This is a genomic window from Actinoplanes sp. CA-030573, from assembly GCF_050951115.1.
In the GTDB taxonomy this organism is placed as follows: Bacteria; Actinomycetota; Actinomycetes; order Mycobacteriales; family Micromonosporaceae; genus Actinoplanes.
Window position 1 is genome coordinate 4,350,936 of the sequence record NZ_CP192038.1, and the last position, 26,026, is coordinate 4,376,961.

29 protein-coding genes are annotated in these 26,026 nt (G+C 73.3%); 13 read left to right on the plus strand and 16 right to left on the minus strand.

The window, feature by feature from the left end:
* Nucleotides 1–17 precede the first annotated feature (17 nt).
* Nucleotides 18–569: a hypothetical protein gene (locus ACQP2F_RS20220; RefSeq protein ID WP_433306223.1), complete on the minus strand. Its 552-nt coding sequence runs from the start codon at nucleotides 567–569 to the stop codon at nucleotides 18–20.
* Nucleotides 570–714: 145 nt separating this feature from the next.
* On the opposite strand from ACQP2F_RS20220, the gene ACQP2F_RS20225 reads away from it, so the two are divergent.
* The 4 genes from ACQP2F_RS20225 to ACQP2F_RS20240 are packed head-to-tail and all read left to right on the plus strand — an operon-like array spanning nucleotide 715 to nucleotide 2,510.
* Complete coding sequence (locus ACQP2F_RS20225) at nucleotides 715–1,377, plus strand: response regulator (RefSeq protein WP_433306225.1); 663 nt, start codon at nucleotides 715–717, stop codon at nucleotides 1,375–1,377.
* Between the two features lie 34 nt (nucleotides 1,378–1,411).
* The gene (locus ACQP2F_RS20230; RefSeq protein ID WP_433306227.1) at nucleotides 1,412–1,729 is read left to right on the plus strand and encodes a hypothetical protein; all 318 of its coding nucleotides are present in this window, start codon (nucleotides 1,412–1,414) and stop codon (nucleotides 1,727–1,729) included.
* Nucleotides 1,726–2,145 (plus strand): MerR family transcriptional regulator, encoded by a 420-nt coding sequence (locus ACQP2F_RS20235; RefSeq protein WP_433306229.1) that lies wholly within the window; start codon nucleotides 1,726–1,728, stop codon nucleotides 2,143–2,145. The genes ACQP2F_RS20230 and ACQP2F_RS20235 overlap by 4 nt, the downstream gene beginning before the upstream one ends.
* Nucleotides 2,142–2,510, plus strand: a complete 369-nt coding sequence (locus ACQP2F_RS20240) for a hypothetical protein (RefSeq protein WP_433306231.1) — start codon at nucleotides 2,142–2,144, stop codon at nucleotides 2,508–2,510. Before ACQP2F_RS20235 ends, ACQP2F_RS20240 begins: the two co-directional genes overlap by 4 nt.
* Here the strand turns inward: ACQP2F_RS20240 and ACQP2F_RS20245 are convergent.
* From ACQP2F_RS20245 to ACQP2F_RS20265, 5 genes are read right to left on the minus strand one after another with little or no spacing between them, the layout of a single operon-like run.
* Nucleotides 2,497–3,228 (minus strand): sulfite exporter TauE/SafE family protein, encoded by a 732-nt coding sequence (locus tag ACQP2F_RS20245; RefSeq protein WP_433306233.1) that lies wholly within the window; start codon nucleotides 3,226–3,228, stop codon nucleotides 2,497–2,499. The two genes, ACQP2F_RS20240 and ACQP2F_RS20245, sit on opposite strands and share 14 nt — an antisense overlap.
* Before the next feature lie 47 nt (nucleotides 3,229–3,275).
* On the minus strand, nucleotides 3,276–3,719 hold the full coding sequence (locus ACQP2F_RS20250; RefSeq protein WP_433306235.1) for a hypothetical protein: 444 nt from the start codon (nucleotides 3,717–3,719) through the stop codon (nucleotides 3,276–3,278).
* A gap of 2 nt (nucleotides 3,720–3,721) precedes the next feature.
* Nucleotides 3,722–4,594: an ABC transporter permease gene (locus tag ACQP2F_RS20255; RefSeq protein ID WP_433306237.1), complete on the minus strand. Its 873-nt coding sequence runs from the start codon at nucleotides 4,592–4,594 to the stop codon at nucleotides 3,722–3,724.
* Nucleotides 4,591–5,523, minus strand: a complete 933-nt coding sequence (locus tag ACQP2F_RS20260) for an ABC transporter ATP-binding protein (protein WP_433306239.1) — start codon at nucleotides 5,521–5,523, stop codon at nucleotides 4,591–4,593. The genes ACQP2F_RS20255 and ACQP2F_RS20260 overlap by 4 nt, the downstream gene beginning before the upstream one ends.
* Nucleotides 5,524–5,534: 11 nt before the next feature.
* Entirely contained in the window at nucleotides 5,535–6,767 is a 1,233-nt protein-coding gene (locus ACQP2F_RS20265) for an MFS transporter (protein ID WP_433306241.1), read from the minus strand.
* Between the two features lie 101 nt (nucleotides 6,768–6,868).
* Between ACQP2F_RS20265 and ACQP2F_RS20270 the strand changes: the two genes are divergently transcribed.
* Together ACQP2F_RS20270 and ACQP2F_RS20275 are read left to right on the plus strand one after the other, a co-directional pair.
* Nucleotides 6,869–7,546 carry a response regulator gene (locus tag ACQP2F_RS20270; RefSeq protein WP_433306243.1) on the plus strand — a complete coding sequence of 226 codons (678 nt, stop codon included), beginning with the start codon at nucleotides 6,869–6,871 and terminating at the stop codon, nucleotides 7,544–7,546.
* Between the two features lies 1 nt (nucleotide 7,547).
* The gene (locus ACQP2F_RS20275; RefSeq protein WP_433306245.1) at nucleotides 7,548–9,071 is read left to right on the plus strand and encodes an ATP-binding protein; all 1,524 of its coding nucleotides are present in this window, start codon (nucleotides 7,548–7,550) and stop codon (nucleotides 9,069–9,071) included.
* On the opposite strand, the gene ACQP2F_RS20280 is transcribed toward ACQP2F_RS20275, so the two are convergent.
* From ACQP2F_RS20280 to ACQP2F_RS20290, 3 genes are read right to left on the minus strand one after another with little or no spacing between them, the layout of a single operon-like run.
* Nucleotides 9,043–10,182, minus strand: a complete 1,140-nt coding sequence (locus tag ACQP2F_RS20280; RefSeq protein WP_433306248.1) for a CDGSH iron-sulfur domain-containing protein — start codon at nucleotides 10,180–10,182, stop codon at nucleotides 9,043–9,045. The genes ACQP2F_RS20275 and ACQP2F_RS20280 overlap by 29 nt on opposite strands.
* 54 nt (nucleotides 10,183–10,236) lie before the next feature.
* Nucleotides 10,237–11,361 (minus strand): chromate efflux transporter, encoded by a 1,125-nt coding sequence (gene chrA, locus ACQP2F_RS20285; RefSeq protein ID WP_433306250.1) that lies wholly within the window; start codon nucleotides 11,359–11,361, stop codon nucleotides 10,237–10,239.
* The gene (locus tag ACQP2F_RS20290) at nucleotides 11,358–12,050 is read right to left on the minus strand and encodes an ArsR family transcriptional regulator (protein ID WP_433306252.1); all 693 of its coding nucleotides are present in this window, start codon (nucleotides 12,048–12,050) and stop codon (nucleotides 11,358–11,360) included. Before ACQP2F_RS20290 ends, chrA begins: the two co-directional genes overlap by 4 nt.
* A 114-nt stretch (nucleotides 12,051–12,164) precedes the next feature.
* Here ACQP2F_RS20290 and ACQP2F_RS20295 point away from each other — a divergent pair, with 114 nt between their 5' ends.
* The 3 genes from ACQP2F_RS20295 (at nucleotide 12,165) to ACQP2F_RS20305 (ending at nucleotide 15,437) form a co-directional block, all read left to right on the plus strand.
* Nucleotides 12,165–13,172 (plus strand): methyltransferase, encoded by a 1,008-nt coding sequence (locus tag ACQP2F_RS20295; protein WP_433306254.1) that lies wholly within the window; start codon nucleotides 12,165–12,167, stop codon nucleotides 13,170–13,172.
* Nucleotides 13,169–14,272: a carboxylate-amine ligase gene (locus ACQP2F_RS20300; protein WP_433306256.1), complete on the plus strand. Its 1,104-nt coding sequence runs from the start codon at nucleotides 13,169–13,171 to the stop codon at nucleotides 14,270–14,272. The genes ACQP2F_RS20295 and ACQP2F_RS20300 overlap by 4 nt, the downstream gene beginning before the upstream one ends.
* A 64-nt stretch (nucleotides 14,273–14,336) precedes the next feature.
* Nucleotides 14,337–15,437 carry a phospholipase D-like domain-containing protein gene (locus tag ACQP2F_RS20305; protein WP_433306258.1) on the plus strand — a complete coding sequence of 367 codons (1,101 nt, stop codon included), beginning with the start codon at nucleotides 14,337–14,339 and terminating at the stop codon, nucleotides 15,435–15,437.
* Nucleotides 15,438–15,441: 4 nt separating this feature from the next.
* On the opposite strand, the gene ACQP2F_RS20310 is transcribed toward ACQP2F_RS20305, so the two are convergent.
* The 5 genes from ACQP2F_RS20310 to ACQP2F_RS20330 all read right to left on the minus strand — a co-directional run bounded on the left by ACQP2F_RS20310 (nucleotide 15,442) and on the right by ACQP2F_RS20330 (nucleotide 18,735).
* Nucleotides 15,442–16,101 (minus strand): hypothetical protein, encoded by a 660-nt coding sequence (locus ACQP2F_RS20310; RefSeq protein ID WP_433306260.1) that lies wholly within the window; start codon nucleotides 16,099–16,101, stop codon nucleotides 15,442–15,444.
* Nucleotides 16,085–17,338, minus strand: a complete 1,254-nt coding sequence (locus ACQP2F_RS20315) for a putative T7SS-secreted protein (protein ID WP_433306262.1) — start codon at nucleotides 17,336–17,338, stop codon at nucleotides 16,085–16,087. Before ACQP2F_RS20315 ends, ACQP2F_RS20310 begins: the two co-directional genes overlap by 17 nt.
* A gap of 20 nt (nucleotides 17,339–17,358) precedes the next feature.
* A complete protein-coding gene (locus tag ACQP2F_RS20320) occupies nucleotides 17,359–18,078 on the minus strand; it encodes a hypothetical protein (RefSeq protein WP_433306264.1) in 720 nt (239 codons plus the stop codon).
* Between the two features lie 16 nt (nucleotides 18,079–18,094).
* On the minus strand, nucleotides 18,095–18,436 hold the full coding sequence (locus ACQP2F_RS20325; RefSeq protein ID WP_433306266.1) for a hypothetical protein: 342 nt from the start codon (nucleotides 18,434–18,436) through the stop codon (nucleotides 18,095–18,097).
* Nucleotides 18,437–18,519: 83 nt separating this feature from the next.
* Nucleotides 18,520–18,735 carry a CDGSH iron-sulfur domain-containing protein gene (locus ACQP2F_RS20330; protein ID WP_433306268.1) on the minus strand — a complete coding sequence of 72 codons (216 nt, stop codon included), beginning with the start codon at nucleotides 18,733–18,735 and terminating at the stop codon, nucleotides 18,520–18,522.
* A 75-nt stretch (nucleotides 18,736–18,810) separates the two neighbouring features.
* On the opposite strand from ACQP2F_RS20330, the gene ACQP2F_RS20335 reads away from it, so the two are divergent.
* Nucleotides 18,811–19,776 carry an iron-containing redox enzyme family protein gene (locus tag ACQP2F_RS20335; protein WP_433306270.1) on the plus strand — a complete coding sequence of 322 codons (966 nt, stop codon included), beginning with the start codon at nucleotides 18,811–18,813 and terminating at the stop codon, nucleotides 19,774–19,776.
* On the opposite strand, the gene ACQP2F_RS20340 is transcribed toward ACQP2F_RS20335, so the two are convergent.
* Both ACQP2F_RS20340 and ACQP2F_RS20345 read right to left on the minus strand, forming a co-directional pair.
* Nucleotides 19,773–20,243 (minus strand): hypothetical protein, encoded by a 471-nt coding sequence (locus ACQP2F_RS20340; RefSeq protein WP_433306272.1) that lies wholly within the window; start codon nucleotides 20,241–20,243, stop codon nucleotides 19,773–19,775. The genes ACQP2F_RS20335 and ACQP2F_RS20340 overlap by 4 nt on opposite strands.
* A gap of 35 nt (nucleotides 20,244–20,278) precedes the next feature.
* Nucleotides 20,279–21,433 (minus strand): aminotransferase class I/II-fold pyridoxal phosphate-dependent enzyme, encoded by a 1,155-nt coding sequence (locus ACQP2F_RS20345; protein ID WP_433306274.1) that lies wholly within the window; start codon nucleotides 21,431–21,433, stop codon nucleotides 20,279–20,281.
* Between the two features lie 187 nt (nucleotides 21,434–21,620).
* Between ACQP2F_RS20345 and ACQP2F_RS20350 the strand changes: the two genes are divergently transcribed.
* The 3 genes from ACQP2F_RS20350 to ACQP2F_RS20360 all read left to right on the plus strand — a co-directional run bounded on the left by ACQP2F_RS20350 (nucleotide 21,621) and on the right by ACQP2F_RS20360 (nucleotide 26,024).
* The gene (locus ACQP2F_RS20350; RefSeq protein WP_433306276.1) at nucleotides 21,621–22,616 is read left to right on the plus strand and encodes an SDR family oxidoreductase; all 996 of its coding nucleotides are present in this window, start codon (nucleotides 21,621–21,623) and stop codon (nucleotides 22,614–22,616) included.
* A gap of 497 nt (nucleotides 22,617–23,113) precedes the next feature.
* Nucleotides 23,114–24,100 carry a chemotaxis protein CheB gene (locus ACQP2F_RS20355; RefSeq protein ID WP_433306278.1) on the plus strand — a complete coding sequence of 329 codons (987 nt, stop codon included), beginning with the start codon at nucleotides 23,114–23,116 and terminating at the stop codon, nucleotides 24,098–24,100.
* A gap of 43 nt (nucleotides 24,101–24,143) precedes the next feature.
* The gene (locus ACQP2F_RS20360) at nucleotides 24,144–26,024 is read left to right on the plus strand and encodes a CheR family methyltransferase (RefSeq protein WP_433306280.1); all 1,881 of its coding nucleotides are present in this window, start codon (nucleotides 24,144–24,146) and stop codon (nucleotides 26,022–26,024) included.
* The last annotated feature ends 2 nt before the right edge of the window (nucleotides 26,025–26,026 follow it).

Consider the following 26,026-nt stretch of genomic DNA (forward strand, 5'->3'; position numbering starts at 1 on the left):
CTCGCGGGACCGGCCGGTCAGGCGGCCGCGCGCTCGGACACCGGCGCCGGTGCGGCCGGCCGCCGCTTCCTGCTGACCCGATTCTGGACGTAGAGCCCGGCGCCGTAGAAGAGCGCGACGCCCGGAAGGGCTATCGGGAGGGCGTCGACGACCCGATCGATGGAGGCGTCCCGGGCCAGGATCTCCAGCAGCAGCACCACGACGGCGGCCAGGCCGAGCAGGTGGTCGCGCCGGCCGCGGGCGAAACGGGCCACGGCGTACGCGAGCGCGAACGCCAGCGGCAGCACCACGCCGCACCGGGTCACGTAGCCGAAGGCGAGCACGTGGATCCCGGCGGCGACGGCCGTGGCCACCGCGACCGCCGCCACCTGGCGCCGGCGCCACAGGATCGGCACCGTCACGAGCAGGAACAGCGGCACGATGGCCCACGACGTGGTGGAGACCGGATGCGCCAGGGAGGCGTCGTCGCCGGCATTGACGTTCGCGACCATCAGCAGCACGCCGGCCACCGTCAGGATCGCCATGAGCAGGTAGTCGGTCGGGCGTACACCCTGAAAGATCTTGTGCATTTCCCCGGTCCTTCCCGTTGTGAGGTGCACCTGACGGTAGGGATCGGGGGGTGTGGCTCTCGTCTGCCGCAAGGACGATGTTCGCGACCGGCATCCTCCGCAAGGATGAGTGGGCTTCTCCTCCGCGACCGGCAGAATCCTCCGCGTGTCCGCAAAGATCCGGGTCCTCATCGCCGACGACCAGACGCTGGTGCGCACCGGCTTCCGCGTCATCCTCGAGGCCGAGGGCGACATCGAGGTGGTCGCCGAGGCCGGCACCGGCACCGAGGCGATCCGCCAGGCGCGGCTGGCCCGGCCCGACGTGATCCTGATGGACATCCGCATGCCCGGGCTCGACGGCCTGGCCGCGACCGAGGAGATCCTCCGGCACCCCGATCCACCCACGGTGGTCGTCCTGACCACCTTCGACCAGAACGAGTACGTCTACCGCGCCCTGCACGCCGGTGCGGCCGGCTTCCTGCTGAAGGACGCCCCGTCGAGCCGCCTGATCGCCGCCGTCCGGGCCGCCGCCACCGGCGACTCCCTGATCGAGCCGTCGATCACCCGCCGCCTGGTGGAGCGCTTCGCCGTGCCCGCCGATCCGGTCGCGCACCCGCCCGAGCTGGCCGCGCTCACCGAGCGGGAGCTGGATGTGCTGCGCCTGCTGGCGCGGGGCCTGTCCAACGCCGAGGTGGCGGCCGAGCTGGTCGTCGCCGAGACCACCGTCAAGACCCACGTGGCGCGCATCCTGACCAAGCTGGGCGTGCGCGACCGGGTCCAGGCGGTGGTTGTCGCGTACGAGACCGGATTCGTCACGCGCGGGACTTGAATCCGGTACCTGGGTACCGGTTTACCGTCTACCTATGTCGTTCACTGTTCCCTCGTCGGACGTTCCCGATGCCTGCACCCTGCCCGTCGCCGAGCAGCCGGGGCGCCGGGCCGAGTTCGACGCCCTCTTCACCACCGCCGTGACCCGCGTCGAACGGGTCGCACCCACCCACGCCCGCCTGCACCTGGCCGGCCCGCCCGGCCTGGCTTCGACGGTCCGCGACCTCACCGCCCGGGAGACCGCCTGCTGCTCGTTCTTCACCTTCACGCTGTCCGAGTCGCTGATCCTCGACATCGAGGTGCCCGAGTCGTACGCCGACGTGCTGGCCGCCCTGCTCGAGCGCGCGTCGTGACCCCCGCCGGACTGCGCACCGGCGAGGTCGCCGAGCTGGCCGGCGTCAACATCCAGACGTTGCGCTACTACGAGCGGCGCGGGCTGCTCGCCGAGCCGGCCCGCTCGCTCGGCGGCCACCGGCTCTACCCGCCGGACACCGTCGCGCTGCTCACCGTGATCAAGGCCGCCCAACGGCTGGGCTTCACCCTGGACGAGGTCGCCGACCTGCTCGCCACCGGCCGCCGCCACCACCCGGCCCCCGACCTTCGCCGCCGGGCCATCGACAAGATCACCGAAATAGACGCGAAGATCGCCGACCTGACCGCGATCCGCACGGCGCTGGCGGAGGTGGTCGACGCCCGCTGCGACAGCCTCACGAACTGCACGTGCGCGGACTGCCCGATCCCGTTCGTGACGATCGGGGGCCGGGAGTGAGCGCGCCCACGCGTCCCCGCCGGGCCGTCGGCTGGTTCCGCCTTCCCGGCGGCCTGGCCGCGGTGGCCTGCGCCGCGTGCTGCGCCCTCCCGTCGCTGATCGCGGCCGGCGTCCTCACCACCGCCGGCGCCGCGATCGCCCGGCAGACCCTGCTCGCCGCCGCGGCCGGCCTCGCCGCCCTCGCCCTCGCCATGTGGTGGCTGCATCGCCGCCGGGTCGCCGCGCGGCCGGCTCCGTCCGCGGCGTCGGCTGGGCCTGCGGCGTCGGCCGGGCCTGCGGCGTCAGCAGCGCCGTCGGCCTCGGCCCTGCGCCTGGCCCCGGCCTGCGGCTGCGGCTCGGCCGGGTGCGGTGTCACCAGCCGATGAGGAAGAGCGCGCCCGCGACGACCAGGCCGATCTCCACCAGCTTGGTGAAGATCTGGTCCGAGATGCGGCCGACGATCTTCCTGCCGGTCCAGGCCCCGGCCAGGGTGGCCGGCGTCAGGGCGGCGCCGAAGAGCAGGATCCGGCCGGTCAGCAGGTCGCCGGCGCCGTAGGCGGCGATCTTCGACAGGTGCATGGTCAGGGCACTCGCCGCCTCGGTGCCGATGTAGGCGGCCCGGGTCAGGCCGTAGGCCAGGAAGAACGGCGCGGTCAGCGGCCCGGTCGAGCCGAGCAGCGCGGAGCCCAGCCCGGAGGCGGCCCCGACCAGGGCGAAGCCGCGCTCGGCCGGCCTCCGCGGATGCGGGTGCAGCCGCCGCCGGACGACCACGCCGATCAGGAACACGCCGAGCAGCCGCTTCAGCGGGCCGAGCGGCGCCCGGGCCAGCAGCAGGCCGCCGGCCACCGCGAACGGCACCGCCCCGAGCGCGAACCACCCGATCAGACGCCACCGGAGCTCGCGCCGGTTGAGCCATACCCGGAAGCCGTTGCTCGACAGCTGCGTCAGGGTGAGCATCGGCACCGCCACGCGCAGCCCGAACAGAGCGGTGAAGACCGGCAGCAGCAGCACCCCACCGCCGAAGCCGGCGACCGCCGACAGGACCGCCAGGCCGTATGCGGCCGCCGACGCCGCCGCCAGCACCGCCACCGCGCCGAGGTTCACGAGCCCGATCCTGGGTGGCGACCCCGCGCGACCGCAAACCGATTACGTCAGAGAACCCCGTCGAACTCGAAGACCGGGTTCGGCACGTCGTGGCCGTGCCGGTCGGTGATGGTGGCCAGGCCGATGATCTTCGAGGGGCCGCCGGCCACGTACGTCGCGTCGGTCTTGACCTTGACTTCGAACTTGGCGTTGTCCTGGTGTTTGCCCTGGTTGTCGGTGAAGCTCATCATGCAGATCCAGTTCGGGCCGGCGCCGGTGTCGGCGACCTTCGGGCCGCCTTTGTCGCAGCTGGTGGTGGCGCCGACGGTCGGGACGGTGATGCCCGGGATGCCGAGGATGCCGGCCTGCTGCACGTACAGGTTGGCGAAGGTCGGCGCGAGCGCTTTCTCCAGCCCGGCTTTGGTGATCTCGGGGTGGCCGGCGGCGATGGTTCCGGCGATGCCGGCGCCGACGGCGAGCACGAGGGCGGTACGAATGACGATCGGGCGCATGGTCAGCCTCCGGTGATGTCGCGGCGGCGCAGCAGGATGTAGGCGCTGCCCAGGCAGATGACGGTCCAGCCGGCGCTGACGGCCAGCCCGGTGAGCAGCGGCCCGGTGAACGGGTGCTGGGCGAACAGCCCGTGCCACGCCTCGAACGGCGTGGTGAGCAGGAACTTGCGGGTCAGGTCGAGGCCGGTGACGCTGCCCAGCAGCTGCATCGCGAAGCCGATCACCACCGGCGCGGCGATGCCGAAAGCAGGGTTCCGGGTACGCACGGACAGCAGCAGGGCGAGGGCGGTGAACCCGATGACCGGCGGGATGGCCGTCGCCCACGCGAGGACGACCAGCCGCAGGGCGTGGCCGGAGGCGATGGTCTGGCCGGAGAGTCCGGTGAGGGGCTGATGGCCGATGATCAGCAGGCCGGCCACGATGGTGCTGGCCGCGAAGACGGTCAGCAGCAGCAGGTTGTAGGCGAGCGCGGTCAGGGTCTTGGCCCAGAAGATCTGGCTGCGGCTGACCGAGCGGGTCAGGATCGTCTTCCAGGTGCCGTGCTGGTCCTCGTTGGCGAAGATGTCCCCGGCCACGACGGCGGCCAGCAACGGCAGCACCCACTGGGCGGCCCAGGCCAGCATGAGCAGCGGCATCGCGTACCCGCTGAGATGGATGAGCCGGCCGTAGATGGTGTCCGACGGTGGCTGTTCCTGCCCGTTGAGGACCGCCACCACCGGGACCGGGACGATCAGGGCGGCGGTGAGCAGCGCCTTGCTCCGGACCTGGGCGGCGAGCTTGACGATCTCCCAGCGCAGAGCGGCGCCCAGGCCGGGCCGGCGGGAGGTGCGGGTGGCGGCGGCCGGGGTAGCGGGCCGGACGGTGGTGGCGGTCATCGGGCGGCCCCCGCGAGGTCGAGGTCGGGTTCGGTCAGCATGAAGAACAGCGCCTCCAAGGGGGTCTCCCGGCGGGCCAGCCCGCGCAGGGCGACCCCGTCGGCGACGATCCCGGCGACCAGCGCGTCGATCTCGGCCTGCGGTCCGCGGACGGCGAGCCCGGGGGACAGCCGGCTCACCTCGAGACCCCGGGCGGCGGCCAGCAGGGCGGCATGCTCGTCGTCGGTGGTGTGCAGCTCGTGAGCCTGCTCCGGGGCCCGGGAGCGCAGGGTCGCGATCGAGCCGTGGTAGACGACCGCGCCGCTGCGCATGATCGTGACGTCGTCGCAGATCTCCTCGACCTCGGCCATGTCGTGGCTGGAGAGCAGCACGGTCAGGCCGCTGGTGGCGAGGCGTTTGACCAGGGCGCGCATGTCGCGGATGCCGGCCGGGTCGAGGCCGTTGGCGGGCTCGTCGAGGACCAGCAGTTTCGGGTCGCGCAGCAGGGCGGCGGCGACGCCGAGGCGCTGCCGCATGCCGAAGGAGTAGCCGCCGACCTTGTCACGGCTGCGGTCGCGAAGATCGACGGTCTCGAGGACCTCGTCGATCTTGGACGGGCTGGTGCCGCCGTCCAGGCCGGCAAGCAGCTGCAGATTCTTGCGGCCGGAGAGGTTCGGGTAGAACTTCGGGCTCTCGACGAACCCGGCCACGCCATCCAGGGCGCGGACGCCGTCGGCGGTCCAGCTGCGGCCCAGGACTCGCAGGGCGCCGGAGTCGGGGCGGATGAGGCCGAACAGCATCCGCAGGAAGGTGGTCTTGCCGGCCCCGTTCGGGCCGAGCACCCCGTACACCTCACCTTGGCTGACCTGAAGATTGAGCCGGTCGACCGCGGTGAGCGCGCCGTAGGTCTTGGTGAGGCCGATCGCGTCGACCGCCAGCACGTCGCTCATGCCGGGCGACGCTAGGGATCGGGCATGAAAGTCACATGAAGCCGGGCCCGCGCGAGCAGCGCACCGGCCGCGAGAAGCAGAGCAAGGACGCCGAAGCCGTACGGGAGACCCGCGGCCGTGGCCACCGCGGCGACCAGAAGCGGGCCGCCGGCATCGCCCAGCTCCCGGCCGAGCTCGGCCGCGCCCATGGTCTGGCCGAGGCGTTCGGCGGGTGTGCTCGTGGCGAGCGCGGCGAAACCCAGCGGCGTGATGAGCCCGGTGCCGGCGCCGATCAGCGCGGCGGCGGCGAGCACACCCGCGATCCCGGCGGCGTTGTGGGCGGCCGTGGGAAAGTGTCGTACCCCGGAGCTAACGTCGCCCCACCCAGTGACCGGGGTGGGGAAGAGTTGCGTCAGCCAGGCTCCGGCCGCCGCGGTCGCCACGCCGGCGGCGGTGACGGCCAGGCCCGCGGTCAAGCCCGTGCGCACGGTCAGGCGCCCGCCGTCGAGGGCGCGCCCGGCCCACGGCTGCACCAGCGCCGCGGTCAACGCCAGCACCGACACCGCGGCGCCGGTCGCGACCGCGCCCAGCCCCGCCGCCCGGCCCGACACCGGCAGGAAACCGACCCCGACCGACAGCGCGGCGGTGGCGGCGGCCAGCGCGCCGGTCGGGCCGAGGAACCGCCGGTCGGCCAGCCGGCGGGCCAGGTCGACGACCGTCTGCCGGGCCTTGGGGAGCGGCGGCACCACCGGCACGGCCAGCAGCGCCCACAGCGCGACCGCGGCCCCGAGCGCGGCGAGCACCGAGAACAGCAGCCGCATACCGCCGGCCCAGACGAGCAGGCCGCCGAGGAGCGGGCCGAGCGTGTAGCCGATCGACTTGTAGAAGCCGTACGAGCCGAACGCCCGCCCGCGCCGGGCCGCCGGGTTGAGCCGGGCGACCAGTGCCGAGGCGGCGGGCGAGAAGGCCGAGGCGGCGGCACCCTGGCCGAGCCGGGCCGCCCACAGCCAGCCGGGGCTGTCGGCCACCGCGTAGACGGCCGAGGCCAGCGCGAACGCGACCAGCCCGCCGAGCAGCACGGGCCGGGCGCCGACCCGGTCGGCGAGGCTGCCGAAGACCGGCTTGAGCAGCACCTCGGCGCCGTCGTAGAGGGCCAGCAGGCCGCCCAGCACCAGCAGCGACGTGACGGTGCCGGCGCCGAGCGTGGCCGCGATGGCGTGGGCGCCGAACGCGGTCGTGAAACCGGCCGCGTACAAGGGCCACATCGGCATGACTCTCCCCGGCGAGCATGAAAGGCAGATGAAGCCCGCACGCAGCATGATGCACTGACCGCGGAGGCGGCGGTACGCGAAGGGAGGAACCGGCGGTGCGGGTGCTGGTGGTCGAGGACGAACGGCGGCTCGCCGACCTGCTCGCCCGGGGCCTGCGCGAGGCCGGCCACATCGCCGACGTGCGGCACACCGGCGGCGACGGGCTGCTGGCGGCGACCGGCGGCGACTACGACGCGGTGGTGCTCGACGTGATGCTGCCGGGTCTCGACGGGCTGGCCGTCTGCCGCAAGCTGCGCGACCGGGGCGTACGGGTGCCGGTCCTGATGCTCACCGCCCGCGGCGCGATCCCGGACCGCATCGCCGGCCTCGACGCCGGCGGCGACGACTACCTGGGCAAACCGTTCTCCTTCGACGAGCTGCTGGCCCGGCTGCGGGCCCTGCATCGGCGCAACGGCGACCAGACCGGGGCCGTGCTCGAGGCGGGCGACCTGCGGCTCGACCCGGCCACCCGGCGGGTGTTCCGGGCCGGCGCCGAGATCACCCTCTCGGCCCGGGAGTTCGACATCCTCGCGCTGCTGATGACCCGGGCCGGGCAGTGCGTGACCCGCTACCAGATCCTCGACGAGGTCTGGGACGGCGAGACCGACCTGCGCTCGAACGTCATCGACGTCTACATCGCCTCGTTGCGGGCCAAGGTGGACCGGCCGTTCGCGCGTCACGCGATCACCACGCTGCGCGGCGCCGGCTACCGGCTCGAGGCGGGCGGCGGGTGAGATGGCCGGACTTCCGTTGCGCGTACGCCTGGTCGCCGGTTTCGCGGCCGCGATGCTGGTCGTGCTGACCGCCGCCGGCGCGTTCGTCTACCTGCGTGTGCGCTACGCCCTGGACCTCCGGCTGAACGAGGACCTGGCGGCGCAGGCCACCCTGCTCGACCGCTCGATCGCCGGAGGGGCCGTGCCGGCCCTGGCGCCCGGCACCGAGTACCAGATCCTCGATGCTACCGGCCACGTCCTCGCCGGCAGCCCCGGCCGGACCGGCGCTTCGCTGCTCACCGCCGCCCAGGCCGCCCGAGCCCGCACCCACCCGCTGCACGCCGACCGCGGCGACCTGTTCCCGATCCGGCCCGGCACGCTGCGCCTCTACGCGATTCCGCTGAGCCCGTCGCCCGGGGGTGGCGCGCCGGGGACAGCCCCGCCGGGGACAGCCGCGCCGGGGACAGCCGCGCCGGGGACAGCCGCGCCGGGGACAGCCGCGCCGCGGGGAGCCGTGGCCGGCGCCGCCGTCGCCGTGGTGGGCACCCGGCGTGACCAGCGCGACGAAGCCCTGCGCGAGCTCATCGGGCAGCTCGTCCTGGCCAACCTGGCCGCGCTGGCGGTCGCGTCGCTCGTGGGCTACCGGCTGACCCGGGCCGCGCTCGCGCCGGTCGAGCGCTACCGGGCCGAGGCCACCCGGATCGCGGCCGGAGCGACCGCGCTGCGCCTCGAGGTGCCGGATCGGCGGGACGACGAGCTGACGCGACTCGGGCACACCCTCAACGACATGCTCGCCGCGCTCGACGCCGCGCTGACCCGGGAACGCCGGCTCGTGCACGACGCCAGCCACGAGCTGCGCACCCCGCTCACCCTGATCAGCACCGAGATCGAGCTGGCGCTGCGCCGGCCACGGCCGGCCGGGGAGCTCGAGCAGACCCTGCGCAACCTGGCCGCCGACACCGACCGGCTGCGACGCCTGGCCGACACGCTGCTCGTCGTGGGCACGCCGGCCGCGCCGTCCACCGTCGATACCGACCTGGCCGCGCTGGCCCGCGAGGTGGCCGTCCCGTTCCCCGGCGTCACCGTCGACGCGGTGGGCCCGGTGGTGGTGCGGGCCGACCCCATCCGGCTGCGCCAGGTCCTCACCAACCTGATCGACAACGCCGCGCGCCACGGCGCGCCGCCGATCCAGGTCACGCTGCGCTCGTTGGGCGCCGCCGGGCCCGGCCGTGCTGACGCGGCCGCCGGGCACGGGGTGGCGGCCGTCACGGTGCATGACGCCGGGCCGGGCATGGATGCCGAGTTCCTGTCGCACGCGACCGAGCGCTTCACGCGAGCGGACTCCGCGCGTACCACCGAAGGCTTCGGGTTGGGGTTGTCGCTGGCCGAGACCATCGTGCTCGGGTGCGGCGGGGTGCTCCGGTTGTGCTCGGGCGCGGCTCATCGGCACGGGGAGGCCATGCCGGAGCTGCCCTGTACCCACCCGGGCCGCGGCACGACGGCGACGGTCCTTCTGCCTACGGTCGCTGAGCGGCCCGGCCCTTGACCGCGGCCTCCGGATCATCCCAGGGCTGCGGCACGTACGGCGCCGAGTTCCCCCAGCTCCAGCGGGGCACCGGGGCGTGCGCGATGACCTCCACACCGGGCTGGCTGTTGAACACCGCGATCCGCGACCCCCACTCCAGGTAGGAGAGAAAGGCCTGCCGGGTGTCGGGGTCGCCGGGCAACAGGACCTCGTCGGCCGTCCGCGCCAGCCTCGCCACCCAGCGCACCCGCTGCTCCTCGGTGAGCGCCCGGTTCCGGTGGGCGCCGACCATGTGCTCGTAGCCGCCGTGGTGCGCGGTGTAGGAGGCGGGCCCGCCGAAGGTCTCGGCCAGCCACGCCGCCACGTGCCGGGGATGCTCGGGGTCCATGCCGCGGAACACCGGCTCGAGCAGCTCGTCCGGCTCGTTGAGGATGCCGTCGTAGAAAGCGGTCGTCAGCCGTTCCAGGGCCTCGATGCCGCCCAGCCACTCGTACAGGCTGGGGGTGTTGTCCATCTCGGGCGGAACCGGGTCCCGGAACCCGGCGTACCAGTGCGAGCCGTCGCAGAACGGCTTGTTGCCGGAGTGCCCGCAGCGACAGAGCGTCTGCCGTTCCCGTACGGGATAAGCCTCGCCGCCGGCGCCCACCACGGTGACCGCTCCCCGGACGCGATAGGGACCGTCCACGATCGGCGTGATCGACGGCGCGTCGTGCTCCTCGGCCGGCAGCGCCAGCGCCCCCGACGGGCAACCGCGCACGACGTCGGCGATCCGGGCCGGCGTGTCCGCACCCGGGTCCACGAACGGCTCTCCGCCGGCGTGCGAAGCGCGGAACACCCCCGGCAGCCGGTCCGTGCACTGCCCGAAGTGAGCGCACAAGGTCCGGTCGTCGGAAAGCTCGATGCCCTCGGCCGCATAGGTGTCCCGCGGCCCGGCCGTGTGCGCCGCCGTCTCCGGCCCCGACCAGCCCTTGAGCCCGTGGGTCGAGTCGCAGAACGGCTTGTTGCGGGAGCCGCCGCAGCGGCACAGGTGCCACACGCCCTCGCGGTGCAGCTCGTTACCCTCCGTGTCGCGGATCGAGACCTCGCCCTCGACCCGGTACGGACCGTCCTCGGTGACCCGGATGACCGCCATGTCGCCTCCCCCGATGCAACGCGGTAATCATGTAATCACCGCGGCGCGGCGGATTCAACCCAGCACGATGACGACGCCGAGCGCGGCCGCGGTGAGCAGGGTCAGGACCGGGCCGCGGCGCAGCGGCAGCGCGAGGATCGCGGCGAACAGCAGCACCCAGTACTGCCAGGGCTCGTCCAGCGCCAGGGCGAGGGGGATCGCCGAGCCGAGGATGGCGCCGATCGCGGCCGGGCCGGCGCCGTCCAGGAAGGCGCGCACCCGTGGGTCGGCCCGCAGCCGGTCGAAGCGGTCGGCGCCGAGCAGGATGAAGGCGAACGACGGGCTGAACGCGACGGCCGCGGCGAGCAGGCCGCCGGTCAGACCGGCCGCCGCGTACCCGACCACGGCCACCGTGTGCACGACCGGGCCGGGGGTGATCTGGCCGAGGGCGACGGCGTTGAGGAACTGCGCGTTCGTCATCCAGTGGTAGTGGTCGACGGCATCGGCCTGCATGAGCGGGATGATGACGAAACCACCGCCGTAGGAGAGGGCGCCGACCTTGAGCGCGACCCAGGCGACCGAGAGCAGGACGCCGCCGCCGAGGCCGGTGGCGGCCAGCGCCGGCAGCGACGGCCGGTGCAGCCGGGCCGGGACGCGCTGGGCGATCACCTCGGCCGCGCCGAGCGCGATCAGCAGCAGCACCAGCCATGGTCCGGCCGTCGCCGCCGCGATGCCACCCAGCAGCAGGTAGACCACCCACCGCGGGCGGCTGCGGGTCCGCCGCCAGCTCGGCGGCATCAGGCTCCACCCGGCCTGCACGGCGATGGCGGCCACCGCCGCTCCGGCCCCGGCGCCCGCGGCCTTGACCCAGGCCGGCGGATCGCCCTCGAGGAACAGCGCGGACAGGGCCAGGATCGCGACCAGGCCGGGCAGGATGAACGCGGCGCCGCCGACGATCGCGCCGGGGCGGCCGCGCACCCGCCAGGCGCTGAAGATGGCGAGCTGGGTCGAGGCCGGGCCGGGCAGCAGGTTGCAGGCGGCGATCGCGTCCTCGAACTCCTGCGGGCTGATCCACCGGCGGTCGTCGACGCAGAGCTTGCGCAGCAGGGCGATGTGCGCGGGCGGCCCGCCGAAGCCGATGCACCCGATGCGGCCCCACTCCTTGAGGACCGTGCCGAGCGACGCCGCGTGCGCGGTCATAGCGTGTGCACCAGGAAGCCGATGCGCTCGTCGAGCTCGTCGGCGACGGCGTCGAAGTCGGGGCGTGTCCGGGGCTCGGGCACGCTCCAGTGGACGGTCTCGGCCGGGAACGGCGGGCAGACCTCCCGCACCCGGTCGCACAGGGTGATCACGCGATCGAAGCGCTCGCCGTCGAACTCGCTGAGGTGCTTGGAACGGGCATCGGCCAGGTCGATCTGCCGATCGGCCATGACCTTCACCGCGTACGGGTGGATCGGTTTGGGGTTGCTCCCGGCGCTGAAAGCCTCGATGCGGCCCGCCGTGCGCGATCTCAGGAGCGCCTCGGCCATCTGCGAGCGGGAACTGTTCCCGGTGCACAGGAACAACACGCGGCCGTACGCGGTGAGCACCGCACCGGGTCGTGACATCCGCAGCCCGGGGTGCAGGGCCCCACCCGCGTCGGCGAGCAGCGCCGAGCAGCGGGCCAGATCGAGCGCGTAGTAGGTGTCCCGCCGGTCGGCCGTGCTGCGCCGGGCCCGGACCAGCTCCGCCGTCCGCAGCTTGGCCAGGTGGTAGGAGACGAGGTTCTGCGGCTGGCCGACCAGCGCCGTCAGCTCGTGCACGGGCCGGTCGCCGCGGGCCAGCTCGCCGAGCAGGCGCCAGCGCAACGGGTGCCCGGCGGCGGCCAGGAAGACCGGAGGTTCGCTCACCTCCGCAGATTACATCAAGCGCGTTTGATGCAATAGGGAGGTGTGCCGAGCCGGGCCCGGCCCCGATCGCCGCGCCCGCGAGTAATCCCCGGATCGCTGGGAACCCCGCCGACCATGACGACGACCCGGACCGCCGAGACCGCCGCCGAGACCGCCACCGCCGCCGGAGAACCGGAGGCCGCCGACGCGGCGCTGCTGCGGCTCGGCCGAGCCCTGAAGCAGGAGGGCTACCGCTTCACCACCGTCACACCGGCCACTCACGCCCGGGTGAACGCGCGCCCGGCCAACGCCGTCGCCCGCGATCTGCGGGACGTCTTCGGCTGGAGCCGCCCGTTCCGGCCGGGTGTGGTGCCGGACGAGCTGATGGCCCTGCTGCGGGAGGCGGGCGCCCTCGCGCCGGTCACCTCCGCCGGCGAGGAGCTGTGGCGCAGCCTGGTGCGGTTCTCCTCGTACGACGACGAGCTGTTCGTGCACTCGGCGTTCCCGACCGACGCTGAGGGCTCGGTGTTCTTCGGACCGGACACGTACCGCATGGCCGACGCGGTCGCCGACCACGTGCTCGGCCGCCGCGATCCGGTCGAGCGCGCGGTCGACATCGGCTGCGGCACCGGGGCGGGCGCGATCGCGGTCGCGAAGCGGGCGCCCGGGGCCGACGTCATCGCGGTCGACATCAACCCGGTCGCCCTGCGGTACGCGAAGGTCAACGCGGCCCTGGCCGGCGTCGGCGACCGGGTGCACACCCGGCGCAGCGACCTGCTCTCGGACGTCGGCGGCGGGCTCGACCTGATCTTCTCCAACCCCCCGTTCATGATCGACCCGGCCGGGCGCACCTACCGCGACGGCGGCGGCGACACCGGCAACGACCTCAGCCTGCGGATCATCGACGTGGCGGCCGAGCGGCTGCTGCCGGGCGGCTCGCTGGTGCTGTTCAGCGGCACCGGCATCGCCGGCGGCCACGACCCGTTGCGGGAGGCGGCCGGGAAGCGGCTCGCCGGGACCGGCCTGGCCTGGACCTACCGGGAGGTCGACCCGGACGTCTACGGGGAGGAGCTGGAGTCCGGCGCGTACGCGTGGGCCGACCGGATCGCGGTGGTCCTGCTGATCGCCACCCGCACCCGATGACCGGCCTCGGCCCCACGGTCGGCCCCACAGTCGGCGTCGAGGAGGAGTTCCTGCTGGTCGATCCGCACTCCGGGGTCAACGTGCCGGCCGCCGAGAAGGTCTTCGCCGGCCTCGGCGACCGGGCCCACCGCGAGTTCCGGCAGAGCATGGTCGAGATGGTCACCGGCGTCTGCACGGGCCTCGGCGAGCTGGGCGATCAGCTGCTGACGAACCGGCGCGCGGCGGCGGCCGCCGCCACCGCCACCGGGGCCCGCCTGGTCGCGATCGGCGCCACCCCGGTCGCCGAGCCGGTCCGCGCGCCGGCCGGCGACCCGCGGTTCGAGCAGATCGTGCGGCACTACGGCCCGATCGGCCGGGACGCCGCCGTCTGCGGCTGCCACGTGCACGTCGGCGTGCCGAGCCGGGCCCTGGCCGTCGAGGTCTGCACCCGGCTGCGCGGGTGGCTGCCGGTCATCCAGGCGATCGCCGCCAACTCGCCGCTCTACCTGGGCGCGGACAGCGGGCACGCGAGCTGGCGCGGCGCCCAGCTCCGGCGCTGGCCCGGGCTCGGGCCGTGGCCGCACCTGCGCTCGGCCGGCGACTTCGACCGTACGGTCGCCGCCCTGGTCGCCTCGGGCGTGATGCTCGACGAGAGCATGGTGCTCTGGTACGCCCGCCCGTCCGCCCGCTTCCCCACGGTCGAGATCCGGGTCGCCGACGTCTGCCTCTCGGTCGCCGACACCGTGCTGGTGACGGCGCTGGTCCGGGCCCTGGTCGCCACCGCCGCCGCCGGCGACCTGCCGGCCACGGTCCTGCCCGACGTGCTGGTGGACGCCGCGCACTGGAACGCGACCCGCGACGGCCTCGGCGGCACCCTGCTCGACGTGCGCAGCGGCGTCGCCCGCCCGGCCTGGGACCTGGTCGGCGAGCTGACCGAGCTGATCGGCCCGGCCCTGCGCCGCCACGGCGACCACGAGGCCGCCCACGAGGGCCTCGGCCGCCTCGGCCGCGAGGGCACCGGCGCCGACCGCCAGCGCCGATGGCTGTCCGCCCGCGGCGACGTGCTCGCCGTCCTGGACGACGTGGCCGCCGCCACCGTCGCCCCGCCGGCCGGTCGGTGACCTCGCACCCGGTCCGTCGGCTGGGTGACACCGCGGCGACGCCGGCCGGCCGCACACTGAAGCCATGGGTGTCGACTTGGGAAGCGTGCAGTTCTACGCCGGACCGCCGGTTCTCGGCGCGCCGGACGATCTCGACCTGGTGATCCGCGACTTCATCGGCGGGGCGACCAGCTCGCTGCTGATCGCCGTGCAGGAGCTGGACTCGCGGGCCGTCGCCGAGGCGATCCTGGCGGCCAAGGCCCGCAAGGTGCGCGTCCAGCTCATCCTCGAGGGCGACTACCTGGTCGAGGAGCCGCCGATCAGCGACCCGTGGAGCCTGGCCGGCGCCAACGAGGGCAACCGGGTGATCCACGGCGCGCTGCTGCGGGCCGGCGTCAATCTGGTGACCGACCTCAACCCGGCGATCTTCCACCAGAAGTTCATCGTCCGGGACCCGGGCAAGCCGACCGCCGCCGTGCTGACCGGGTCGGCCAACTTCACGCTCACCGACACCGGCACCAACCCGGCCGACCAGCCGGGCAAGCCGGGCAACAACCTCAACCACGTCGTGATCCTGCACGGGCAGGAGGCCGTCGATCTCTACAAGGGCGAGTTCGACCGGCTGCGCAGCGGCACCTTCGGCGACCTGCACGAGCGCCGCGAGCCGCGGCCGGCCGAGTTCCGCCTCGGCAAGATCCGGGTCAAGCCGATCTTCGCGCCGGAGCAGGGCCCGGAGATGGAGATCATGAAGCAGATGCTCAAGGCGCGCGAGCGGATCGACTTCGCGATGTTCACCTTCGCGCAGTCCTCCGGCATCGACGACACCATGGCCGTCCTGCTGCGCTCCGGCATCCCGGTCCGCGGCGTGCTCGACCGTGGCCAGGGCAGCCAGAAATGGGCGGCGACCCAGCCGCTCAAGGCGGCCGGCGCCGAGCTGTACGAGAACGCGCCCGGCACCGGCGTGCGCAAGGTGCACCACAAGCTGATGGTCGTCGACCAGCAGCTGGTGATCGCCGGCAGCTTCAACTACACCGACCCGGCCAACACGCTGAACGACGAGAACATCGTGGTCCTCGGCGACCTCGAGGAGACCGACGACGACGCCAAGGTGGCGCAGAAGGAGCTGGCCGCCTACGCCCTGGCCGAGATCGACCGGATCATCACGAAGCTGTCCCGCCCGGTGTGAGGCGTCAGCCGAGCAGGGCCGCGAGCGGGTCGGCGTCGGCCGGCGGTTCGAACGAGAGCCGGCCGGCCATCGCGACCACCATGGCCCGGTACTGCGGGCCGTGAGCGGCGAACGGGGTGGACAGCTCGAAGGTGACCAGCCGGTCGCCGGCCGGCGACGGGACGAACGCCTCCAGCTGCCACACCGGCGCCTCGGCGCCCTCGGCCAGCACGTGCTGCCCGGGGATCGGGGGAGCCGGCAGCAGCAGCGTGTGCTCGAAGAACGCGGCCGGCCCGTGGGGCAGGTCGAGGATGTCGGCCTGACCCTGCTCGGCCGCCTCGGCCTTGCCGACCAGCAGGTCGCGCAGCACCAGCCGCGGGTTGCGCTCGCCGGGGAAGTCGAGCACGGTCACGACGAGGGTGGACGTGATCACCTGGCCGTTCAGCGCCGACTGGTGCCGGCCGAGCCCGCAGTAGATCGCGTTGCGTTCGGCCAGCGCGGTCAGGAACGCGTTCAGCGAGCGCAGCACGAAGGTCGCGGCCCGGCGCTGCTCGGGCGGTCCCAGCTCGTCGACGAGCTTGCTGGTCGTCTCGATGGTCTCCGGGATGTTCTCGAGCGGCAGTTCGGCGTACCCCTCGGGAATCGACAGCCAGACCGGGGCCGCCGCGTCAGTCGTCTCCGTCACCGGTCACCTCCCCCCACACCGTTTTGATCGTCTTCTTGGCCGAGCCGATCGTCTTGTTGACGAAGTTGGCCCCGTCGGCGACCGCGCCCTCGATGCGCTGGGCACCCGGCTCGAGAATGCGTGCCGCCTCGAGCACGTCGCCGACCTTCGGGATCTTGGCGACCTGCTTCATCACGAACCCGGGGTCGTGGGCGACCGCGCTGCCGATCTCGACGATCGTCGGGAAGCCGCGGGCCCCCTCGGCGAACAGCTCGCTGCCCGCCTTGATCGACTTGGTGGCGACGCCGACGCCCGGCACCAGGCCGATCACGTCGCCGCCGAGCTGCAGCACCGAGCCCCAGTTGCCGGAGAAGTCGCCGTGCAGCACCTCGCCGAGATCCTTGCGCACCTTCGGGTCGGCGAGCGTGGTGACCAGCGCGCCGGCCCCGGCCACCAGCGAGACGCCGAGCGCGATCGCGTCGATCGGCGGCGGCGTGCAGAGCGCGATCAGGCCGGAGATGGCCGAGATCGTGCTGAGCACCGCGTGGATGTCGTCGAGGTGGTCCATGACCCAGTCGCCGACCGCGTCGACGGCGTGCGCGATGCCCTGGCCGAGCCGGCTGAGCAGGCCCGGCTTGTGCGGGGCGAACTTGGCCGCGTCCTTGAGCGCCTCGGCCGCCCGGCTCGCCGCCTCGTCCCACTCGTCGTGCAGGTCGCGGGCCTTCTTGCGGACGGCCTCCAGCCGGTCCTCGGCGGCGTTGAGCCCTTCGGTGGCGTTGCGCAGGGCCAGGGCCGCGCTGTCCAGCCGCCGCTGGGCGCCCTGCAGCTCCTCGTCGGTGGCGAAGTACTGCCCGGCGAGCTGGAGGTCGGGGTTCCCGGCGGCCTGCTGCTGCCGCTCCCGCGCCGCGTTCAGCTCCTGGACGGCCTGGGCCGCCTCCTGCTCGAGCGCGGCCGCCCGCTGCTGGTAGCCGGTGAGCGAGCCGCCCCAGCCGCGCAGCGTGGACATCGCCTGGTTGAGCGACTGGTTGGCCTTGCCCAGGTCCTCGATCAGCGTCGAGTTCAGGTGCTGCCGGAACGCGTCGCCGGCCTCGCCCTGCCACACCGCCGACTGGTCGTTGCGCAGCCGGTTCATCAGATCGTTGGCCTGCTGCATCGAGGTCGCGGCCGTGTTGATCTTCTGCTGCAGCGCCGAGACGCTGTCGACGTTCCCCGGGCAGGGATCAAAACCCAGGTTCGGGTACGTCGCGGTAGCCCCCATGATGTGTCCCTTCCCCCGGCCTAGCGGGACCTTCCGAAACGCGCCGGTCCGCCCGGCCGGTAGAGCCGCGCCTCGGCCGCCCACGGCGCCTTGCCGCTCGGCTTGTCCGGCTGCTCGGTGTACCAGCGGCGGTACTTGTCGAGCAGGTCCCAGTCGACGAACTGGTACGGCGGGGGCAGCTGGCCGGCCGCACCCGAGCGCAGCGCCGCGATGCCGTCCCGCAGAGCGAGGTGGTTGAGCCACGGGTTCCAGCTGAACCGGATCTCGGCCCCGGCGCCGGGCAGCCGGTAGACGCCGATCGTCGCCGGGTTGCCGGCGAACTCGACCGCGCCGCCCGGCTGCACCAGCGTCTCCGGCCCGTCGTACGGCTTGCCGACCATCTTGCCGAGCTTCTCCTGCGAGTACAGCTCACCCAGCCGCTGCCCGCTGTGCGGGTCGAACAGCTGGAACGTCTCGTGGTTACGCGTCCAGCGGTACGACTCCCAGGCGTCGAAGGTCAGCACGCCCTTCCACGGGTTCGCCTCCGACTGCCAGCGGCCCCACCGGTAGTTGAGCCGCTGCCAGGGCAGCGCGGCCAGCAGCGACCAGGTGTCCCGCGCGTTGTCCAGCGCCTCCTTCTCCCGCTTGCCGCCGGACGCGGCCGCCGACTCCAGGGCGGGCAGAGCGGCGGCGAGCTGGGCGGCCAGGCCGGCGTCGGTCGCGAGGGCCGAGCCGGGGCGGATCGGGTCGGGGGGTGCCATGGTCGCGCTCCTGGGGTCAGCCGGCGTGGTTGAGCTGGGCGCCGGCCTGGTTGATGATCGCCAGCGGCTGCCCGAGCGTCTTCACCGCGTCGGAAATGGCGGTATCCGTCCCGGTGTACGCCTGCCGCACGTCCCGGACCGCGCCGGTCGTCTCGCCGACCAGCTCACCCAGCTGCTTCGCCCCGTACTCCCAGCTGTGCTGGAACTCCGCGGCGGCGTCGTTGAGCTTGCCGTTGCCGATCTGCGTGTCGTTGCCGGACAGGAGTCGCGGCAGGTCGGCGAGGTGCTGCTGGGCCTGCTGGAGGGTGGTGACGTACTGCCCGAGCGTGTCCAGCTCGACCTGGAAGAACTCCGCCATCGCCCACCGCCCCGTCCGTCACCGTGAGTAGGTGGGGACAGTACCAAACCCGGGCTTGCCGAGTGAGCCTGGTCGATCCGCCCTCAGCGCGGCGGCTCGCTGTCGCGGCCGGTCCCGGCGCGGAACCGGAAGGTCTTGTGGGTGCCGTCGCAGAACGGCTTGATCGCGGACCGGCCGCAGCGGCACAGGGCGATCGTGTCCCGGCCCGCCTCGATCGGCTCACCGTCGGGGGTCCGCAGCTCGAAGTTGCCGCGCACGATGAGCGGCCCGTCCTCGTACGGTGTGATGATCGCCGACATGCCGCCGATGATCCCCGCTCCGCGCGTCGCCAAACCCGCCGTTTAGCCGATCACGGTGCGGGAATTCGCCGCCTCATGAAACTTCCCGCCCCGAGGGGCACCCTGTCGGCCGCGGTGATCGACGCGCTCAACGGGACGGCGGCCACCCTGCCGCCGACAGCCGAGCCGGACGACGACGAGGACCTCCAGCTGTCGCTGTTCGTCTGCTACGAGCTGGCGTACCGGTCCTGGGACGGCGTCGACGACGCCTGGGAATGGGATCTGGATCTGCTGCGGGTGCGCGCCGAGCTGGAGCGGCGATTCGAGGCGGGCGTACGGTCGCTGGCCGGCCCGCCGGAGCCGGTGGACCCGGAGTCGGTGCCGTCCGGCCTGATGGAGATCGTCGCCACCGACGACGGCCCGCCGCTGTCGAAGTACCTGCGCGGCCGGGCCACCCACGAGCAGTTCCGCGAGTTCGTCACGCACCGCTCGATCTACCAGCTGCGCGAGGCCGACCCGCACACGTGGGCGATACCCCGGCTGAGCGGGCGGGCCAAGGCGGCGCTGATCGAGGTGCAGCTCGACGAGTACGGCGGCGGGGTCACCGACCGGATGCACCAGGAGCTGTTCAAGAAGACCATGTCCTGGTTCGGCCTCGACCTGACCTACGGCGCGTACGTCGAGTCGGTGCCGGCCGCGACGCTGGCCGTGAACAACCTGATGTCGCTGTTCGGGCTGCACCGGGCCAACCGCGGCGCGCTGCTGGGGCATCTGGCCGCGTACGAGATGACGTCGTCACTGCCGAACCGGGCGTACGCGAACGGGCTGCGCCGGCTCGGCGGCGACCCGGACGCGACGGCGTTCTACGACGAGCACGTCGAGGCCGACGCCGTGCACGAGCAGATCGCCGCGCACGACCTGTGCGGGACGTTCGCCCGCTCCCAGCCGGAGCTGGCCGGCCAGGTGCTCTACGGCGCGCGCTGCGCCCTCGCGCTCGACAACCGCTGGGCGGGGGAGGTCCTGAACGCCTGGGCGGCCGGCCACTCGTCGCTGCGCGACTAGAAGGCGGCCTGCCTGCCGTCCCGCTCGGCCACCAGCGTGTACGCCCCGGCCGTGACCGTCAGGGTGTCGCCGCTGACAGTGGCCGGCACCGGCACGTCGTCGCCGATCGCGTCGATCGCGGCGATGGCGAGCAGCACGACCGGGTCGTCGCCGGCGTATCCGGCGTCGGTGCTGATCAGGCCGTGGGCGACGAAGCCGTCCGCCGTCACCCGGTAGCCGCCGCTGTGGTAGTTCACCGGCTCGTCGGCGCCGAAGTGCCCGTCGGGGGTGAACCGCAGCGAGACCGCGTAGCTGCGCGGGATCGGGGTGGTCGTGCCGTCGTGGCTGATCGACGACACGGCCCACCGGTAACCGGTGAATCCCGGGGGCGGCGCGGCGGCCGGAGCCGAGCACGCCGCGAGCAGGACCAGGACGCCGGTCAGCGCGACCACGAGCGGCCTCCGGCGGGTGACGCGATCGAGGCTCATGGCAGGTAGACGACAAGACCCCGGTGGCGGTTCCCTCAGGCGCGGACCACCCGGAAGGACGGCACCGGGGACGCGGCGCGCAGGTACCGCACCACCTCCGCGCTGAAGCACTCGCCCGGCATGATCACCGGCCCGAACGCGTCGGCGCTGATCCGGCCGGCCGGGTCCGCGACCGGCTCGCTGTCGGCCAGGTACGCCGCCCGCGGCGACATCATCCGCTGCGGGCCGGGCGGCGGCGCGACCGCCGTCCGGTCCGGCCGCGGCGGGGCGGCGGCCAGCGACCGCAAGCCGTCGACCACCCGCGTCTCGACCGCATCGTCGGCGCCGGCCAGCGAGCGCACCACCCGCCGGCCGTCGGCGCGCCAGGCGTCGTCGCGCAGGCAGTCGCGCGCCTGCCAGCCGGTGATGCCGAGGTCGGACACGTCGATGGTGAGGGTGAGCGGGTCCCACTCGGCCACGCCGTCGCACTTGATGATCGACTGGTCGAGCAGGGTCAGCCCGGAGACGCCGGCCAGCCGCTCGCGGATCCGCTCGGCCCGGTCCAGCGCGGCGTCGAGCAGGCGGCAGCCGTGGCGGGACATGGTTTCCCGGTACGCGTCGAGCGCCGGCCACTCGGCGCCGGTGTGCGCGTCGAGGCTGACCCGGAGCAGGTCCGCGTCGACGAGGCCGCCGCCGCTGAGCACCACCGACGGGCGGGTCTCGCCGTTCGCGAGCGGGTGGTGCACGACGATGTCGGCGCCGGCCTCGATCGCCGCGGTCGGCAGGCCCGGGTGGAACGCGAAGTGGCCGCCGCGCTCCTCGTCGACCAGCAGCGGGACGTCGCGGCGGTGGCAGGCCGCGGCCAGCCGCTCGAGGTCGGCGCAGATGCCGTGCTCGGTCGGGGTGACGACCAGCACCGCCCGGATCTGCGGGTCCCGGTCGAGGGCGCTCTCGATCTCCCGGACCGGGGCCGGGCACGGGATCTGCCGCTCGTCGTCCCAGCAGGAGGGCAGCCAGACCGGCTCGGCGCCGGCGGTGATCATCGAGGCCACCACGTCCCGGTGGACGTGCCGGTCGGACAGCACCTTCCGGCCCGGCTCGAGAAGCGCGACGAGCGCCCCGTGCAGGGCGACGCCGGCGCCACCCGAGGTGAAGATCGCGTTCCGGGCGCCGGTGAACTCGGCGTAACGCCTCTCGGCCTCGTTGTCCATGACGGCCGCATTCCATGATCACCCCCCACCGAAACGTGCGAATTCCGACGGGGTTTGGAAACACCGACAATGGGTACGCGCGCCGGAGCCCCGGAAGTGGACGACCTCGCGTGGCTCGCCGCCGGACGTTCGGGGAGCCGGCAGGTGGGGTAAAGCTCCCGCATCGCGCCGATGAGGGAGGAAAGACATGTCCGTGGTGGTCACCGGGGCTAGCGGCGGTGTCGGACGGGCGGTGGCCCGCCGGTTCGGGGCCCGCGGCGAGAAGGTCGCGCTGCTCGCCCGGGGCGAGAAGGGGCTGGAGGCGGCGGCGGAGGAGATCCGGCGTGCGGGCGGCACGGCGCTGCCGCTGCCGGTCGACGTGGCCGACTTCCACGCCGTCGACGCGGCCGCCGCCAAGGCCGAGAGCGAGCTCGGCCCGATCGACACCTGGGTCAACGTGGCGTTCTCGTCGGTCTTCGCGCCGTTCGAGGAGATCACGCCGGAGGAGTTCCGGCGGGTCACCGAGGTCAGCTATCTGGGCTACGTCTACGGCACGCACGCCGCCCTGGCCCGGATGAAGCCGCGGAACCGGGGCACCATCGTGCAGGTCGGCTCCGCGCTGGCCTACCGGGGCATCCCGCTGCAGACCGCCTACTGCGGAGCCAAGCACGCCATCCAGGGCTTCAACGAGGCGCTGCGCTGCGAGCTGCTGCACGCCAAGAGCGGCGTGCGCACCACGATGGTGCAGCTGCCGGCCGTGAACACGCCGCAGTTCACCTGGCTGCGCTCGCGCCTGCGCCGGCACGCCCAGCCGGTGCCGCCGATCTACCAGCCCGAGGTGGCCGCCGGCGCGATCGTCTACGCGGCCGACCACCCCCGCCGCCGGGAGTACTGGGTCGGCGCCTCGACCGCCGGGACGCTGCTGGCCAACGCCGTCGCGCCGGGCATCCTCGACCGCTATCTCGCGCGTACCGGCATCGACTCGCAGCAGACCGCCCAGCCGCACGACCCGCACGCGCCGGGCAACCTCTGGGAGCCCGAGGACGACGCCCAGGGCCACGACTTCGGCGCCCACGGCGAGTTCGACGACCGTTCCAAGTCCCGCAGCGTCCAGGTCTGGGCGTCGCAGAACCACACGGTTCTGGGCGTCGCCGGCGCGGTGGCCGCCCTCGGCCTCGGTGTCCTCGCCCGCCGCGCGCGGTAGCCGGTGCGCAAGGGGCACGCGCGGTCTTCTTCCCGCTCGGCGCCTCGGTCGACCGCGCGAGCTGCTGGCCGATCCGCCGCTGGAGACCTGGCTCCGCGACCACCTGATCGGGCGAATTCCGGGGGCGCGCGATGAGTCGTGAGACGGGCGGACGGGCCGGGGAGATCCTCGGCCGGGTGGTGCGCGACGGCTCGGCCACGAGCTCGGCCGGGTCGCCGACCTGATCACCGACGACGAGAAACGGGTGGTCGCGGACCTGATCGTCCGCGGTCGCCGGGGCGGCTGCTCGGCTACGAGCGGGCCGGGACGAGCGGGCCGTGGCTGGTCGAGAAGCTCGCCCGGCGGGTGTGGCGGCGCAACGCCGTCGAGGTCGCCTGGGCGGATCTGCGGGTGTAGCACGCCGGCGACGGGGCATACCGCGCGGAATGCGAGCCGTGGCGCAAGCCGTGTCCTGAGCACGGTTGACATGAGGACGGTTCGGGACTGAGGTGGGAGTCATGGCGCATCGCGACGTAGTCGTGGTGGGCGCGTCGGCGGGCGGGGTCGAGGCGCTTCGTGCCATGGCCGCCGGGCTGCCGGCCGATCTGCCCGCGTCGGTGCTGATCGTGCTGCACATGCCGGCCGCCGCGCCGAGCGCGCTGCCGCAGATCCTGACCCGTTCCGGCCCGCTGATCGCGCGGACCGCCTTCGACGGCGAGCCGCTGATCGAGGGCCGCATCTACGTGGCGCCGCCCGACCAGCACCTGCTGGTTCTCGATCACCGGGTACGGCTGAGCCGTGGCCCGAGCGAGAACGGGCACCGCCCGGCGATCGATCCGCTGTTCCGATCGGCCGCCCGCGCCGCGGGCGCACGGGTGATCGCCGTGACGCTCTCCGGCAGCCGGGACGACGGCGCGGTCGGGTCGGAGGAGGTGGCCGCGCACGGCGGCGTGGTCGCGGTGCAGGACCCCGCGGACGCGCTCAACCCGTCGATGCCGCGGGCCGTGCTGGCCCGGGTCGGCGCGGCCCACGTCGCGACCGCCGCCGACCTCGGCAAGCTGATCGGCGAACAGACGGCGACCGAGGTCGCCGACCAGCCTGCCCCGGTGGACGTCCGGCTCGGCGCCGAGGTGGCGATCGACGACTTCGCACCGATCACGACCGACCGCCTCACCGAGACGCCACCCGTGTTCGGCTGCCCGAGCTGCGGCGGCGGTCTCTACGAGCTGGAGAGCTGGCCGCTGCCGCGCTACCGGTGCCGGGTCGGCCACGCCTGGTCGCCGGAGAGCCTGCTCGACGAGCAGGCGCTGGCGACCGAGGGCGCACTGTGGACCGCGTTGCGCGCCCTCGAGGAGAAGGCCGCGCTCAGCCGCCGGATGGCCACCCGCAGTCCGGGCGACGCCATCCGGTTCGGCGCCCTCGCCGAGGACGCGGAGGGGGCCGCCCGGCTGATCCGGGATCTGCTCGCCCGGCTCGGCGGCTCCACCGCCGCACGTGAGAAGTGACGCCTTGCGGTAACTTGAGCCGAGGTTCGCGGGAAGGCGCTGCATGGAAGCGGTCGACAGTCAGTTCGAGGAACTGCTGCTGCATGTGAAGGAGCTTCGCGGCTTCGATTTCACCGGCTACAAGAGGTCCAGCCTCATGCGCCGGGTCGATCGCCGCATGGCTCAGGTCGCCATCGACTCGTACGGGGATTATCACGACTATCTCGAGGTCCACCCCGACGAGTTCACCGCGCTGTTCAACACCATCCTGATCAACGTCACGGCCTTCTTCCGCGACCCCGAGGCCTGGGACTACCTGCGGCACGAGGTGATCGAGCCACTGCTCGCGGCCAAGCCGGCGGACATGCCGATCCGGGTGTGGAGCGCCGGCTGCGCGTCCGGCGAGGAGGCCTACACGCTCGCCATGGTGCTCTGCGAGATCCTCGGCCCCGAGCGGTATCGCGAACGGGTGAAGATCTACGCCACCGATGTCGACGAGGAGCAGCTGGGCGAGGCGCGGCACGGGAGCTACGGGCAGCGGGCGATCGCCGGCGTCCCCCCGGAGCTGCTGGGCCGGTATTTCGAGGCGAACGGCAACCGCTACGTCTTCCGCAAGGATCTCCGCCGGACCGTCATCTTCGGCCGCAACGACCTCGTCCAGGACGCCCCGATCTCCCGGGTCGACATCCTGACCTGCCGCAACACGTTGATGTACTTCAACGCCGAGACGCAGGCGCGCATCCTCGGCCGGTTCCACTTCGGCCTGCTCGACGGCGGCGCGCTCTTCCTCGGCAAGGCCGAGATGCTGCTCAGCCACTCGCAGCTGTTCGTGCCGGTCGATCTCAAGCGCCGGGTCTTCCGCAAGGTGTCCCGGCCGGCGGCGCTGATCGGCTCGGCCCCGGCCGACGTGCCGGCGATGCCCGGCCGCACTCAGCTGGCCGGGCTCGACCAGCTGCGCCACGCCGCCCTGCTGACCAACCCGCTGGCTCAGATCGTGGTCACCGCCAACGGCGTGGTCGCGTTCAGCAACCGTAAGGCGAACGACCTGTTCGGCCTGGCCGCCCGGGACGTCGGCCGCCGCTTCCAGGACCTCGAGCTGTCCTACCGGCCGATCGAGCTGCGCAAGCACATCGAGCAGGCGCAGGCCGAGCAGAGCTCGCTGCGCGTCTCCGACGTCGAGTACACCCGCGCGCCCGGCGACACCGTCTACCTGGACGTGCAGGTGAGCCCGCTGATCGACGCGGAGGCCGGCCTGCTCGGGGTCACCCTGATCTTCCACGACACGACCGCGGCCCGGCAGCTGCGCACCGAGCTCGAGCATGCCAACAGCGAGCTGGAGGCGGCGTACGAGGAGCTGCAGTCGACGAACGAGGAGCTGGAGACCACCAACGAGGAGCTGCAGTCCACGGTCGAGGAGCTGGAGACCACCAACGAGGAGCTCCAGTCGACCAACGAAGAGCTCGAGACGATGAACGAGGAGCTCCAGTCCACCAACGACGAGCTGCAGAGCATCAACGAGCAGCTGCACCGCAGCAGCATGGAGCTGGACCAGGCGAACGCCTTCCTCGACGCGGTGCTGGGCGGGTTGCGCGCCGGGATCGCGGTTGTCAATCGCGATCTGCGGGTACAGGTGTGGAACCGGGAGGCCGAGAACCTGTGGGGACTGCGCTCGGCCGAGGCGGTCGGCGAGCACCTGCTCAACCTCGACATCGGCCTGCCGGTCGACCGGCTCCGCCCGCTGGTGCGGCAGGCGCTGGCCGGCGACCAGAACATCGAGGATCTCGAGCTGGAGGCGGTCAACCGGCGTGGACGGGCGATCACCGTACGTGTCGCCTGCAGTCCGCTCGCCGGGGCGGAGGAGCCGGCCGGCGCCATCATCGCGATGGAAGCGGGGGAGTTTGCGCCGGGCAGCGCTGGGCATCCCTCCGAGCGGACGGAGGTGTGACC